17 protein-coding genes are annotated in these 13,087 nt (G+C 62.7%); 8 read left to right on the plus strand and 9 right to left on the minus strand.

Translation table 11 applies throughout. The features are described from left to right. Nucleotides 1–31 precede the first annotated feature (31 nt). The 5 genes from WFP78_RS08920 to WFP78_RS08940 all read right to left on the minus strand — a co-directional run bounded on the left by WFP78_RS08920 (nucleotide 32) and on the right by WFP78_RS08940 (nucleotide 2,081). Nucleotides 32–163 (minus strand): hypothetical protein, encoded by a 132-nt coding sequence (locus WFP78_RS08920; RefSeq protein ID WP_336960771.1) that lies wholly within the window; start codon nucleotides 161–163, stop codon nucleotides 32–34. Continuing rightward, nucleotides 163–411 (minus strand): HP1242/YdcH family protein, encoded by a 249-nt coding sequence (locus WFP78_RS08925; protein WP_336960773.1) that lies wholly within the window; start codon nucleotides 409–411, stop codon nucleotides 163–165. The genes WFP78_RS08920 and WFP78_RS08925 overlap by 1 nt, the downstream gene beginning before the upstream one ends. 87 nt (nucleotides 412–498) lie before the next feature. After that, the gene (locus tag WFP78_RS08930) at nucleotides 499–690 is read right to left on the minus strand and encodes a hypothetical protein (RefSeq protein ID WP_336960775.1); all 192 of its coding nucleotides are present in this window, start codon (nucleotides 688–690) and stop codon (nucleotides 499–501) included. Beyond that, nucleotides 660–1,331: a response regulator transcription factor gene (locus WFP78_RS08935; protein WP_336960777.1), complete on the minus strand. Its 672-nt coding sequence runs from the start codon at nucleotides 1,329–1,331 to the stop codon at nucleotides 660–662. The genes WFP78_RS08930 and WFP78_RS08935 overlap by 31 nt, the downstream gene beginning before the upstream one ends. A 387-nt stretch (nucleotides 1,332–1,718) precedes the next feature. Next, entirely contained in the window at nucleotides 1,719–2,081 is a 363-nt protein-coding gene (locus WFP78_RS08940; protein WP_336960779.1) for a hypothetical protein, read from the minus strand. 509 nt (nucleotides 2,082–2,590) lie between these two features. Between WFP78_RS08940 and WFP78_RS08945 the strand changes: the two genes are divergently transcribed. The 4 genes from WFP78_RS08945 (at nucleotide 2,591) to WFP78_RS08960 (ending at nucleotide 5,873) form a co-directional block, all read left to right on the plus strand. Next, nucleotides 2,591–3,064, plus strand: coding sequence for a hypothetical protein (locus WFP78_RS08945; protein ID WP_336960781.1), 474 nt, complete (start codon nucleotides 2,591–2,593; stop codon nucleotides 3,062–3,064). A gap of 138 nt (nucleotides 3,065–3,202) precedes the next feature. After that, the gene (gene istA / locus WFP78_RS08950) at nucleotides 3,203–4,750 is read left to right on the plus strand and encodes an IS21 family transposase (RefSeq protein WP_336960783.1); all 1,548 of its coding nucleotides are present in this window, start codon (nucleotides 3,203–3,205) and stop codon (nucleotides 4,748–4,750) included. Nucleotides 4,751–4,784: 34 nt separating this feature from the next. Continuing rightward, nucleotides 4,785–5,528 carry an IS21-like element helper ATPase IstB gene (gene istB / locus WFP78_RS08955; RefSeq protein ID WP_336960785.1) on the plus strand — a complete coding sequence of 248 codons (744 nt, stop codon included), beginning with the start codon at nucleotides 4,785–4,787 and terminating at the stop codon, nucleotides 5,526–5,528. 177 nt (nucleotides 5,529–5,705) lie between these two features. Further along, nucleotides 5,706–5,873, plus strand: a complete 168-nt coding sequence (locus tag WFP78_RS08960) for a hypothetical protein (protein WP_200866976.1) — start codon at nucleotides 5,706–5,708, stop codon at nucleotides 5,871–5,873. 150 nt (nucleotides 5,874–6,023) lie between these two features. Here WFP78_RS08960 and WFP78_RS08965 read toward each other — a convergent pair whose 3' ends face one another. Both WFP78_RS08965 and WFP78_RS08970 read right to left on the minus strand, forming a co-directional pair. After that, a complete protein-coding gene (locus WFP78_RS08965; protein WP_336960790.1) occupies nucleotides 6,024–6,440 on the minus strand; it encodes a CBS domain-containing protein in 417 nt (138 codons plus the stop codon). Nucleotides 6,441–6,501: 61 nt separating this feature from the next. Next, nucleotides 6,502–7,500 carry a 1-phosphofructokinase family hexose kinase gene (locus tag WFP78_RS08970; protein WP_336960792.1) on the minus strand — a complete coding sequence of 333 codons (999 nt, stop codon included), beginning with the start codon at nucleotides 7,498–7,500 and terminating at the stop codon, nucleotides 6,502–6,504. A 207-nt stretch (nucleotides 7,501–7,707) separates the two neighbouring features. On the opposite strand from WFP78_RS08970, the gene WFP78_RS08975 reads away from it, so the two are divergent. From WFP78_RS08975 to WFP78_RS08990, 4 genes are all read left to right on the plus strand, one after another. Next, nucleotides 7,708–8,850 carry a L,D-transpeptidase family protein gene (locus WFP78_RS08975; RefSeq protein ID WP_336960794.1) on the plus strand — a complete coding sequence of 381 codons (1,143 nt, stop codon included), beginning with the start codon at nucleotides 7,708–7,710 and terminating at the stop codon, nucleotides 8,848–8,850. Nucleotides 8,851–8,972: 122 nt separating this feature from the next. Beyond that, nucleotides 8,973–10,430 (plus strand): CYTH and CHAD domain-containing protein, encoded by a 1,458-nt coding sequence (locus WFP78_RS08980; RefSeq protein ID WP_336960796.1) that lies wholly within the window; start codon nucleotides 8,973–8,975, stop codon nucleotides 10,428–10,430. Between the two features lie 130 nt (nucleotides 10,431–10,560). Beyond that, nucleotides 10,561–11,013 (plus strand): potassium channel family protein, encoded by a 453-nt coding sequence (locus WFP78_RS08985; protein ID WP_048577527.1) that lies wholly within the window; start codon nucleotides 10,561–10,563, stop codon nucleotides 11,011–11,013. A gap of 168 nt (nucleotides 11,014–11,181) precedes the next feature. Then, nucleotides 11,182–11,457, plus strand: a complete 276-nt coding sequence (locus WFP78_RS08990) for a hypothetical protein (protein ID WP_336960801.1) — start codon at nucleotides 11,182–11,184, stop codon at nucleotides 11,455–11,457. A 156-nt stretch (nucleotides 11,458–11,613) separates the two neighbouring features. Here WFP78_RS08990 and WFP78_RS08995 read toward each other — a convergent pair whose 3' ends face one another. Together WFP78_RS08995 and WFP78_RS09000 are read right to left on the minus strand one after the other, a co-directional pair. Continuing rightward, nucleotides 11,614–12,372 carry a Crp/Fnr family transcriptional regulator gene (locus WFP78_RS08995; protein WP_336960804.1) on the minus strand — a complete coding sequence of 253 codons (759 nt, stop codon included), beginning with the start codon at nucleotides 12,370–12,372 and terminating at the stop codon, nucleotides 11,614–11,616. Further along, nucleotides 12,329–12,787, minus strand: a complete 459-nt coding sequence (locus WFP78_RS09000) for a response regulator (protein ID WP_333972256.1) — start codon at nucleotides 12,785–12,787, stop codon at nucleotides 12,329–12,331. Before WFP78_RS09000 ends, WFP78_RS08995 begins: the two co-directional genes overlap by 44 nt. Between the last annotated feature and the right edge of the window lie 300 nt (nucleotides 12,788–13,087).

Genomic DNA, 13,087 nt, shown 5'->3' on the forward strand with positions numbered 1-13,087 from the left:
AGCGCTCGACAGCATCCAGTGCTTCATCATCCTAGCGGGCTATCGCCTGTTCTTCGAAATCGGCGTCGAGAGGTTGGCCCTGCTCCTCCTCGATGCGCTCGACTTGGGCGTTCAGTTCGGAGAGGCGATCGGTGAGACGCTGGCGCATAAGGTCGAAATCCATCACGCATCCTGCCTTTCCGCAATCATCGCTGCGTCCTCATCGAGCAGGCTCAGGCGCTGCTTTTTCAGGTCTTCGAGTCGGTCATCGGAAGCGGCATCAAGTCCCGCCTCGATCCGGTATATCTGCTGGGCCAACTTATGATGGCGGTCGGCCAGGTCGCGGTAATGCGCGCTCTCCAGCTTCAGCGCGTGAAGGATCTCGCGCTGCGCGGGAAACAGCGCGTGCAGATCGTGGCCAAGTTCACTCATCTTTTCTCCGATCGAAGTTTGTCGTTGGGGACAGGTGTGTAGTTACCGCTCGTACACGGCGGCGCCAGCGCATCGAGCGGGCGGGCATCATGCGGCCAGCCGCTCCTGATACATCGGAGTTGCCGATGCGCGCGTGCGTCGCAGGGCAAGCAACCGCCGTTGGTAACTGCTGACGAACTGCTGATGAATGCAACGGGCTTCAGCACAGCTGGTGATACGGGCCAATGTCCGGTGTGAACGGCAGCGGCCTAGCAGGTAGGAAATGTCGGGATCATCCATGATGGCAGGCCTCCTTCCATGAGAAGGTGCCGCCTGACGGGGTAGATGTCGCTACGTGAATCTCCGCACCAGTTGGATCGATTGGTGCGTCTGCGGGAGGAAGGCTTCAGCCTCGCGCGATGGATTTCCACTGTCCTGTGGCTGATTCCCAGCTCCCGACCGATTTCCTTGTTGGTAAGCCCGTGCAGGAGCCAGGCCACGACTTCGCGCTCACGTGCCGTCAGCCGATCGATGTCCCTGGCATCGGGCGGCCGGTGAAGGTGTCCGCATTTGCTGGTCGCCAGCTGGATGGCATCCAGAAGACGCTGCTCGGACAGCGGCTTTTCAAGGATGTCGACAGCGCCGGCCCGAATAGCGGCAACGCCAAATGCGAAGTCCGGCGCTGCCTTCGCGAGCAACACAGCTTGCACCGATCCACGCTTGCGAAGGGTGGCGATGGCATCCGACACGTCATCCTGAACACTGTCGGCGTCGAACAGGACGATACCCGGCGCCAGCCGCGTCGAAGCCACAAGAAAGTCGTGAAGCGTCGCAAAGCAACGCGAAGCGACACCACTCAGCGCTGACATCAGTTCAGGGCGCAGCTCGTTGCCGATACAGTAGACTGCGGGAGTTCCCGCAGCCGCCGATAAATCCTTCACCGTCCCGCCTTTCCACTCGTGCAACCTACGAAGGGGGCGGTGGGCATGTCATACGCAATGCTACGGACTCTCCCCGGGAGATTGCGCGTGGGCTCGGCCAAGCGAGGCACGGTCCTGGCAGGGGAAATATAGAGCCGCAAGGCAATGGCAATGCTCGTTGCTGCCGGGTCCACGGCAACGCTGCCGGTTTCATTCTGCTTGAGGACATCATCGCAGAGCCTTCCGGATCGCTGCGTCGAGGCCTTCAGACCCTTGCAAAGTTGGCGCGAGACGGCGGTGGCTGATTTCCGGCGATGAAGCGCCCGAAACCCTCGGCGGAATCATGGGCAGGCGATCCCGCCGGCAGGTCCTTCGACCGCCCTCAGACCTTGGTATCCACCAACATGGTCAGGAATCGATGCGGGCGATGATAGTCTCGGTATAACGGTCATCACCTGCACCATAGCCATCGAACGGATTGAACGGCTCTGAGGTGATGACCGCACCGCGAAGACCCGAAAGCTTGAAGGTGCCCAGTTTCGTTTCGGTGGACCTGGCGCCATTGCGCTCGATAACCACAGCATCCGCGAACCGGTCGCCGTGCCGCGCGTAGAGGATGTGCGGCGCAAGGATCACCAGCCCACGATTGTAGCTTGCCCGCACACACAGCTGATGGGTGATCGCGTGGGCGAAGATGCTCTCTCCCTCATCTTCCGGCGCGTTTCCGCCGCCTGAATGGCGGAGCGTCAAGGTTTTGCGAATCTGCATCATGCCACTGGCTATTCACCGTCTCAGGTCGTTGCAAGAACGAACCTGAAGATATTGCGATGAGGAAATCCAATGCTGGACACATCCCGCATTTGGTGACCTCGCCATAGCATAACGATCGCGCGATAGTCTCGACCAATAGACGTTCGCGCGCGCGTGAGAGGGCAGAGCGGGCGCGAACGGCGTTGTCGGAATGGCCGGTAGCGCCTGGAATCGTATCATGCACGCATGAGAAATATCCACCCGCATCGCCGCCGAACGGACACGCGACATTCGAGGTCGTCTCGATTTCCGCCGCGGCGCGAGAGCCTGTTGCCGGTGGCGTCGAGCGGGACCGTAAGGCCCGTCCGGGTGCCAAACCTACTGAGCGATCCACGCGACGAGAGCGCTCATCGTCGCGCCTGTAAGTAGATGACCCGATAGGGAAGCAATGTCGCATAGCCTACGGATATCTTCTGTCGATACCTTGGGAATTCGTCCCGGCAACGCGACACATCGTAGGAGGCCCGCCAGTGAGTTACGCAACTTTGATGGTGCATCTGGAGCTCGGCCGGTCCAATGCCGCGCTGCTCAATGTTGCTGCCGACCTCGCCGAACGATCGCAGGCTGGCGTCATCGGAATTGCCGCGTGCCAGCCGTTGATGGCGACGGCATTTGCTGGCGCTTATGTTTCCGGTGAAGCGATCGAACTGGATCGTGCCGAAATTGAAAGCGAAGCCAAGGAGGCCCAGGCAGAGTTTCGAGCTCTGCTGGACGGCCGAGTCGCGGATATTGAATGGCGCTGCGTGGAGATGGCCACGCCGCTTGCGGACTATTTCGCACGCGAGGCACGCGGCGTCGATGTCATCCTGACCGCACCGGATCGTGGCGGCTCGCTGCTTCCCGATACACGACGCGCAAATATCGGCGATCTGGTGATGCAGTGCGAATTCCGATCGAAGCCGGCCAGGGATTCCGACGTGAAGCCGGCCACCATTCCGGACTGAAGTCGGCCACCTCTCCGATGTGAAACCGGCCACCGTTCCGACATGAAGCCGGCCAGCCGGCAGGGACGATTGAGGGTACCCGTGCGGGTCAGCAACTGAGGCAAGAGCCTGGTCCTTTGACGAGGACAGGAGGGCTCGATGCCGGCCAGGAGAATGCTGACCATGCGACATTTACGGCGCATCATGCGCTTGCATCACGAAGGGGCATCGGCGCGCGAGATCGTGCGCGCGGTGGGCGTGGCGCGCAGCACGGTGCAGGACGCCCTGAAGCGCGCGGCGGCAGCGAAGCTGTCGTGGCCGCTGCCTGATGATCTCACCGACGAGGTGCTGGAAGCGCGGCTGTTTGCGCGGTTCGGTGGCGGGGCCCGCTTTGGTGTGCGCAAGCGCCCGGAGCCGGATTGGGGCCAGCTCGTTCGCGAGCTCAGGCGGCCGGCGGTCACGATGGTGATCTTGTGGGACGAGTATCGGCAGACCTGTCCCGACGGCTACGGCTACTCGCGGTTTTGCGAGCTTTTGCGGGCTTTCCAGCAACGTCTGTCGCCGGTGATGCGGCAACATCATGTCGCCGGCGACAAGCTGTTCGTCGATTATTCCGGCAAGCGGCTGGGGATCAGCGATCCGGCGACTGGCGAGATCCGGATGGCGGAGATCTTTGTCGCGGTGCTGGGGGCGTCGAACTACACCTTCGCCGAGGTGACCTGGTCGCAAACGCTGCCGGACTGGATCGGCTCGCACGTTCGGCTGTTCCGGCACATCGGCGGTGTTCCGCGCCTCCTGGTCCCGGATAATCTCAAAAGCGGGGTGAACAAGGCGTCGTTTTACGATCCTGAGATCAACCGCAGCTACGGCCGGATGGCCGCGCATTACGACGTCGGAGTGCTGCCGACGCGCCCAAGAAAGCCCCGGGACAAAGCATCCGTGGAGGCTGGAGTGCGCTTCGCGCAAAGCTATATTATCGGCCGGCTTCGCAACCAGATCTTCTTCTCGCTGGATGAAGCCAACGCGGCGATCGCCGAGGTGATGACGTGGATGAACACCCGCCCGATGCGCAAGCTCGGTGTCAGCCGGACGGATCTGCTCGAGAGCCTGGAACGGCCGGCGCTGCGGGCATTGCCGTCAGCCGAATATGAATATGCCGAATGGCGGCTGGTCCGCACTGGGCTTGATTACCACGTCGAGATCGAGAGCTTCTACTACTCGGTTCCCCACGCGCTGATCCGCGAGCAGGTTGATGCCCGCATTACAACGCGCACGATCGAACTCTTCCACCGCGGCAAGCGCGTTGCCGCTCATCAGCGCCGCTATGGCAGTGCCACGCGTCACGGCACGCACACCGAGCATATGCCGCGCGCCCACCGCCACTATGCCGAGTGGTCGCCCGAGCGCTTTTGCCGTTGGGGCGCCGATATCGGCCCCGACACCGAAGGCCTGATTATCGCCATCCTGTCGCGCCGCCCCCATCCCGAGCAGGGCTTTCGCACATGCCTGGGCGTGCTGCGCCTTTACAAGACATTGGCCAGCAGCCGCGCGGAGAGCGTGTCGGCCTACGCCCTGGCGACCGGCGCGCTGAACTCCAAAAGCGTCGCCTCCATCATTGCGCACAACCTCGATCTCGCTGCGCCCGCTCAGGAGGGCGGCAGCGTGGATAGCCACGCCAATGTGCGCGGTGCCCGCTACTTCCATTGAAAGCCCGTTACTTGTCTTGAAAGGACATCCAGAAATGCTGCTTCACCCAACGCTCGATCTTCTCAACGAACTCGGCCTGACCGGCATGGCCAAAGGCTTCCAGAGTCTCGATGCCCAGCCCGAAGCCCGCGGGCTCGACCATGCCGAATGGCTGGGCCTGCTACTTGACCAGGAGGTCACCGTGCGGCGTCAAAAGCGGTTCGAAAGCCGAGCCAGGACCGCGCGGCTGCGCCAGGACGCCAGCCTCGAGGATGTCGATTACCAAGCAGCTCGCGGTCTCGACCGCAGCTTGTTCCTCAAGCTCGGCTCGTGCGACTGGATCCGTTCGAAGCGCAACTTGCTGCTCACCGGCCCGTGCGGTGTCGGCAAGAGCTTCCTGGCCTGCGCGCTCGGCCAGAAAGCCTGCCGTGAAGACTTCTCGGTCGTCTACCACCGCGCCTCCAGGCTGTTCGCCATGCTGACGCTGGGCAGAAGTGACGGCCGCTATGCCCGGATGCTGCGGGCGCTGTCGCGCGCTTCGCTGCTCATCATCGACGACTGGGGGCCAGAAGCGCTCAACGCCGATCGTCGCCGCGACGTGCTCGAGATCGTCGAGGACCGATACGATCGTGGCTCGATCCTCATCACCAGCCAGGTTCCCGTGGATCGCTGGTACGAAATCATAGGAAATCCCACGCTCGCCGATGCCATCCTGGACCGCGTCGTACACAATGCTTACCGCATCGAACTGAGCGGTGAGAGCCTCCGGAAAAGAGGCTCACCGCTTCAAGATGCTTGACCTCGATACCAAATCAGGAAATCAACCCAAATGACCCGCACGGGCCACCCTCAAATGGCCGGCTTCGCGCCGGAATGGTGGTCGGCTTCGCGCCGGAATGGTGGCCGGCTTCGTGTCGGAATAAGTGGCCGGCTTCGTCGGAATACGCAGGCAAAGATCGAAATGAGGAGAAACAGCATGGCGACCCAGCCCGAATTCCCGCCGCCAGACACCATCGAACCCCAGTCGCCACCGGAGGCTCCGCCTGGGCCGGGTCCGGCGGAAAATCCTTTTTCCGAGCCGCCGGAGATCATTCCAGACGTTCCCGACCAGGATTATCCGGGCCGAGAGAACGACCCGGCGTAAAGGCATTTCGCGCCGGGCGGTAGCCGGCCGCGAGAGGTAACGGCATGATCTGCCGTTCAGCGTGTCAGCCCGAGGCCTGAGCACTGCGCCAAGAGGATTAAGGTTGGCACGGATGTACGCGGCAGGAATTTGCGAGCTGGAGGGCTTTGCTTATGCGACCAAGGCATGCAGCAAGTCGGCACGGCTGATCAGGCCTACAACCCGACCGTCCGTCACTACAGGAAGCCGTTTGACAGCATGGCATTCCATGAGCTCGATCGCTTCCTCCATGGATGCATCGGATCCGATCGTGATCGGGTCGCGCGACATAATCTCGCCGACGGTCCGGGATTCTAGCGCGTTGATGCGCGCGTTGGCATCTGCGCCGAAGAGCGCGGTCAGCCGAGCCGGCCGCTCTTCACGCCGGAAGAAATCCCCCTCGGAGATAATGCCCTGGAGTTGCCCGCCCCGATCGACCACGGGCAGGGCGCTGATGTGGTGGTTGGCCATGGTTCGTATCGCCTGCGCAAGCGAAGCATCATGCGTGATCGTCGCCGCCCCGAGGCTCATAACATCGCTTGCTTTCATCTTCTCTCTCCGTCCGCTCGATCATTTGCCTGCCGTTGCAGCAAGGCAGGGCGCTTGTCTCTCACGCGCGCTGTGCCTCCGCTGCCCGGCTGCTATGCGCTGCCATATTGGTCGAAGCTTCCCCCGGCGTTTCGCCCGGATCGACAAGGACGTACAGCCGTTCCACCTCATCCCGATGGCAAAGATCAGTACCCGGCGTCAGGACGGCGGCGGCGCCTGCCGCGATTCCATATCGAAAGGCGTCCATCGGATCCCGGCCGCAAGCCAGCGCGAATGTCATTGCCGCCAGAAAGCTATCGCCGGCGCCGACTGCGCTCTTCGCTTCAACGGGCACTGCGGGCAGCCAGAGGACACCGGAGCGCTGCGCGAGGAGGCCGCCTTCATGGCCCATGGTCACAGCCACATATTGGGCCTGGTCCTTGTGGACGATGTCCGACGCTGCCGTCGCGATGTCGCTGCGATCTGCCAGTGAACGGCCTACAAGCTGCTGAAGCTCGCCAAGACTGGGCTTGACCAGCAATATGCCGCCGGCGGCGAGGCCCTGCTGGAGTGCGGCCCCCGAACTGTCTAGAATGAACTCGATCCCGCGAGCCCGCGTCTTCGTCTGCAGGCGGCTGTAGAAATCGTCGGGCACGCCCGGCGGCAGCGATCCGCTCGCGACGAGATAATCACATTCGATACCGTCGAGATGGTCAAGGCATGCTTGCCATTCCTGCTCGGTGACGACGGGGCCGCGCGGCACGAACCGGAATTCCTTGCCTGTTTCCCGCTCATAGACCGCCGTGCTTATGCGGGTGTTGCCTTGGATCGGGATGCGGGAGCGAACCATCTGGTGAAGATCGAGAAGACTATCGAGCGTAGCGCCGGTGGCGCCGCCCGCGAGATAGTGCGCGCGCGCGGTGCCACCCAGCCGGGCGATGACACGCGCCACATTGATGCCGCCGCCGCCCGGGTCATAATGTTCCTGGCGGGCCCGGATCTTGTGAGTGTGAAAGACGCGGTCCGCCTCATAGGCCACATCTATGGCCGGGTTCATCGTAAGGGTCGCAATTCTCTTCATGTCCGGGAGGTTATCATCGCGAGCCTTGACGTCGGAATAAGTATATGTCCCGAGATGCTCCGCAGTTCGGCTCGCTTGACTGCCATGGCCACCGCGACGGCTCTGTCACCGCCATACCCCTGTGCAGCTATCGAGTGGGCTTCGGTGCGGACACGGCTCCGTATTGTTCCCTATGTTGTCACGCCCCGGCTTTCGACAGGAAAAGCCATGAAGAAATTACTGCTTCTCGCCTTTGCCTGCTTCCTGCCCGCGGCATCCGTCCCCAACCCGCCGCATTGGCACAAGGCGCAGGCCGAACGCCTCGTCGAATGGCTCGACGCAGCTGCCGACGACGGCCTCGCGCCCGTCAGCAAGGAAGCGCACGTGGTCCGCGCGGCGATTGCGGCCGGTGAAGAGGTGCGCCTTGATACGGTGGCGACGGCGGCAGCGATCCGGCTGTTGCAGGCTCACCGGACGGGTTGCTGCAATGCGTCCCTGCGCACCGGTTGGCGCATCGCGGGGGAGCCGCTTGGGGCCGAACCGGCTGCTGCGGTGGCGTCGTCGTTGGCGCGAGACGACCTCGACCGGCTGTTCGGCACGGCGCGCCCCTCGCATCCCTTTTATTATTCGCTTCGCGAAGCCTATTCGCACGAGCAGGATCCTGCGCGGCGCGCGACAATCGCCGCCAATCTCGATCGTTGGCGCTGGATGCCGCGCATGCTTGGAGCCCGCTACCTGCTGGTTAACACCGCGGCCTTCGAAGCGACGCTGTGGGACGGCCGGAAGCAAATCGGCCGCTGGGAGGTAATCGTCGGCAAGACCGGCTCGCCGACACCGGTATTCGCCGCAACAGTGACAGGTGTGACGTTCAATCCCTGGTGGGAGATTCCGTCGAGCATCGTCGCGGAAAGCGTCGGCGCCCTGGTGCGCAACCGTCCTGCCGAGGCGGCGCGCAAGGGCTATGTCGTGCAGGGTGGCCGGTATCGACAGCGCCCGGGCGCAACCAATGCACTCGGGCGGATGAAACTCGTCATGCCCAATCCTTACAGCGTCTATCTTCACGACACACCGAGCAAGGGTCTGTTCGAGCAGGACGTACGCGCCTTCAGCCATGGCTGCGTCCGGGTCGGGGACGCGCTCGGCCTCGCCACGGCGCTTCTTGCGACCGAGCCGGGCTGGGACCGGGCACGCACGGATGCCATGGTCGCGGCAGGGCGGACGGCTACCGTACCGATGGCTGCTCCGGTTCCCGTCTATGTCGCCTATTTCACGGCCGAACCGGACGGCGAAGGCGGTATCCGCTATTTTCCCGACGTTTACCATCGGGACCGCGGCATGCCGGTGCCGGGCGAGGAGAATTGTCCCCGATGACCTTTGCAAATTGCGGTGCCCAGCGGGAACATCGACCACGCCCATCGGCCGAATCTGCGCGAGGCGGCTTAGCGTTCAGACGGCTCCTAGATGACATCACGAAACGGTGAGAGAAGGCAGGCATGGCGGACGAAATCGAACTGAAGCTCGAACTGACGCCGGACGCCGCCGATGCGTTCGAAGCTTCCGCTTTGCTGCCGGCCAATCCTGAAAAGATCGAGCAAGGGTCGGTCTATTTCGACACTCCGGATCATGCTCTGGCGAAGAAGGGGTTTTCGCTTCGCATCCGCCGTTCGGGCAGGAAGCGCACGCAGACCGTGAAGGCGGATGGCGCCAGTGCCGCGGGCCTGTTCGTGCGCTCCGAATGGGAACGCGCCGTCAAGGACGACAAGCCAATCCTCGATGATACGACGCCGGTCCGGGCCATGATCGGGGGCGCGGTCGATAGCGTCGGTTCGGTCTTCGAGGTGCGGATCGCGCGGCGCACGTGGATACTGAGGCAGGAGGGCGCGACGATCGAAGTGGTTCTGGACCGCGGCGAGGCGGCGGCGGGGGACCGAACATCGCCGATCTGCGAGATCGAGCTGGAGTTGAAGGCCGGCGATCCGGCCGCATTGTTCACGCTTGCCCGGCGCATCGATGCGGTCGCGCCCGTCCGGCTCAGTGTACAGACCAAGGCCGAGCGGGGCTACCGGCTCACCGGACCGGTCACGACGATGGTCAAGGCCGAGCCGATAGCGCTAACCAGCGACATGACGGCGGCCCAGGCGTTCCAGCATATTGTCCAGAGCTGCGTGCGGCAGTTCCGGCTGAACGAGACGCTGCTGCTGACGGGCGGGGACACCGAGGCGCTGCATCAGGCGCGCGTGGCGTTGCGCCGCCTGCGATCAAGCTTCGCGATCTTCAAGCCGCTGATCGGCGGAGACATGAAAGTGAAGCTGGGCGAGGAGCTGCGGTGGGTCGCTTCGAAGCTTGGCGACGCCCGCAACCTTGATGTGTTGCTCGAACGCGCCCGATCGGGTCCACTATACGATCGCATCGAGGCGGCGCGCCAAGCGGCCTATGGCGAGGTCGCGGATGTATTGGCGTCATCGCGCGCGCGGAAGCTGATGCTCGATCTTGCGGAGTGGACTGTGAACGGCGACTGGCTACATGTGTCCGCCACCGAGGCGGATCGCCATCAGCCGGCGCGAGAATTCGCGGTCGCCGCGCTCGGCCGCTTTCGCCGCAAAGTGAAGAAGGGGGGAGGTGATCTCGCTCATGCGGCTGATGCCGCCCGGCACCGGGTCCGCAAGAACGTCAAGAAATTGCGCTATGGGGCCGAGTTCTTCGCCACCTTGTTCGAGCGCAAGCACGAGAGGCGGCGGTACGAGCGATTCCTCGTGGCGCTGGAAGAACTTCAGGACCAGCTCGGTCTGCTCAACGACCTGGCGACGGCGCCGCGCCTGCTGGAAACGCTAGGAATCGCTGACGATCACGATGCGTCAATGTTGTTGGTCAACGCCCGGAAGAAGGCGCTGTTGAAGGCTGCGGCGGTCGCGCATGACGCGCTGATCGACACGAAGCGGTTCTGGCGATGACCGATAGTTCCGGCTCTCATCGCTGGCGTAGAAACGGATGCCGGAGCAAGCCCGGCTTACGCCGACCAACGTGCCTCCATCGAATGGATTGTCGTGGGCGGGACGGGCCGTCCATGCCAATCCGACTGCCATGACATTGTCCACGCAACTGGGTATCGCAACAGCGGTCGTCGCCCTGACGGTGCTGGTGCACCTCGTGGGGCTTGGGGCCTTGCTTGCAATTCTGCGCCGACACCGTCACGCATCGAGCCGAATGCTGGCGGCGATGTTCAACACAGCGGCGATCCTTTTAGCGGCGTTCGGCCTCTTTGCGCTGCATTCGGTCGAGATCTGGATCTGGGCGGGCGTATACCGGTGGCTCAACGCATTTCCTGATTTCGAGCAGGCGCTTTACTTCTCCACCTCGACCTATGTGACAATAGGCTACGGAGATCTGGTTCTTCCCCCGGGTAGTCGCATCTTGGGCGCGATCGAGGGCGCCAGCGGAATAATTCTGATCGGCTGGTCCACCGCCTTCTTCTTTTCCATCGTTGATCGTTTGAAGCTGCTTGAACGAGGGTTCGAGCATGATCGGGCAGAATAGCCTTGGACAGTCATTCGTGGTCGCGCCTGATCGAAAGGGACGCAAAGTCGGCGCTCATCATCATCATGGCGCCAGCGGGCCGTCATGCTTCCCGCCCGATCCGCATCCAGAACGTCGCCCAGACTGGATCGCGACCACCGGTTCCGGAAAATCTTCATTGACGCCGAAATGGACCGCGTCGAAGCGATGAACATCGTCAGGCTCGGCGCTGCTATCTCCCAGACGTTAGGCATTGCGCGTTGCCCCTTTTTGCAGTCACCCATCTTTCTCAAGCGACCGCAGCTTCTCTTCCTCATCGCGAAGGAGTTTGCGGATCTCATCATGCCTGTCGAGATGGGTGGCATTAAGGAGAAGGGACTGGAAGCGCAGGATATTCTGGTTGTGCGCCCAGGATTGCTTCTCGAAGTCGCTCCGACCGTTCCCGCCCTCACGCGCCATTTGTAACGCTCCCGCTAGCGACCTGCCTACGGGTGAGCGGAGCGCCGCTGGCGGCTATCCTATCGACTCAGCGTGTCGGAGTGCACAGAGTGATGACCGTTCGCGCACGCGTCTGTTCGATGTCGAACATAGCATGAGCGTTTCCGAACCTTTCCCGAAAAATCAGCCGCTCGGCTGCGTTTCCGGACCGAACAATCGATTCATCTCTGCGGTGGTCTCGGCGTAGCATTCGCATGAGGTCTCCTCGAGACCCGCCCGGTCGACGATCGTAATGATCCCACGCACATAGTCGATGTATCCCGCCCTATGGAGCACCTTGGCGGTCAGCGAGACGCTGGAGCGGGTTGTTCCAAGCATCGTCGCGAGGAACTCGTGCGTGAGCGGAAAGCTGTCGGCAAGCGCGCTGTCATGGCTCGTCAGCAGCCAACGACAGCAGCGCTCCTCGAGCGTATGCAGTCGGTTACAAGCCGCAGTCTGTGCGAGCTGGCCAAAGGCGAAGCGCCAGTACCGCTCCATCATCCGCCTCAGGTCGCGATCCCGCTCGAGCTCGCGCGAAAGGAAAGTTCGGCTGATCTTGAGCGCGCTGCCCGGCACCTGCACCATCGTCTCGGTGATCGCCACATCGACGCCGAACAGCGCATTGGAATCGGTGATGCCCTCGAGGCCGATCGCGCCAACTTCGACGGAGCGGCCGTCGCGCATCACTTTGACCATCGAGACGATGCCCCGGTTTACGAAATAGAGATGCTGGATCAACCCATTAACATGATCGATGACGGCCCCCGACTCCGTCCGAATAAGCTCCATCTCGGGCGTCAGCCGGGCGAGCGTTGCCGGAGGCAGCGAGAGCAAAAGGCGGTTGGTGATTGGCTCCCTTTCACTGACCATCGTGACGCGCTCCGCCTGACTGACGGTGCGCATGCAAGAGACGGTCGATAGTGTCACCGACGGCTCCTTCGCGGAACGGCTTCTCGATCACCGCCCCAAAGCCGAGGCTGGCAGCTCGCTCCTGAAGGCCTGGGGCGGCGTAGGCGGTAATCAGTATGGCGGGTCCATTCCAATCCCGCGAACGCAGGCGCGACAAAATCTCGAAGCCGTCGAGTTCGTCGAGCCGATAGTCTGCCACCAGGCAGGCAGCGCTTGTGCAAAACGGATCGTCGAGCAGCGTCTTTCCGGTCGCGTGCGCCCTGACGTCATAGCCCCGCGCCTGCAAGGCCAGCTGAAGCGATCGCCTGACCGCGGGATCGTCCTCTGCAAGCAGGATCTTCGGCTGTCCTGAATCCGAAACAGTGTTTCGGTATGTCATGTCGTTCCGTTCGGAGAGGAGATATTGCATCGCTCCCGATACCGGGCACTACTGCGCGGTGCGTTACGTAAAGCCCCGGATGGGGCGTCATCAGTCCCGCGCACCACTTCGGAGAGGCGCCAGACGCTCAGTTCGTGATGGCCCGCGACCACCTCGCTTGTGTCGGAATTTGTGCCGCGGTCACGTCCCCGGGGATGTGACCGCGGCGATCTGCTCACGCCACTCTGCCGCGCGGTGCCGGGGGCTGCGGACCAGTGAACTCTGGCTCGCAAAGCGACGACGTTGAGGGAACATACCAATCTGCTGCGGTCTCTCGATGATGTAACGCCT

This window comes from Sphingobium aquiterrae, from assembly GCF_037154135.1.
Lineage (GTDB): Bacteria > Pseudomonadota > Alphaproteobacteria > Sphingomonadales > Sphingomonadaceae > Sphingobium > Sphingobium aquiterrae.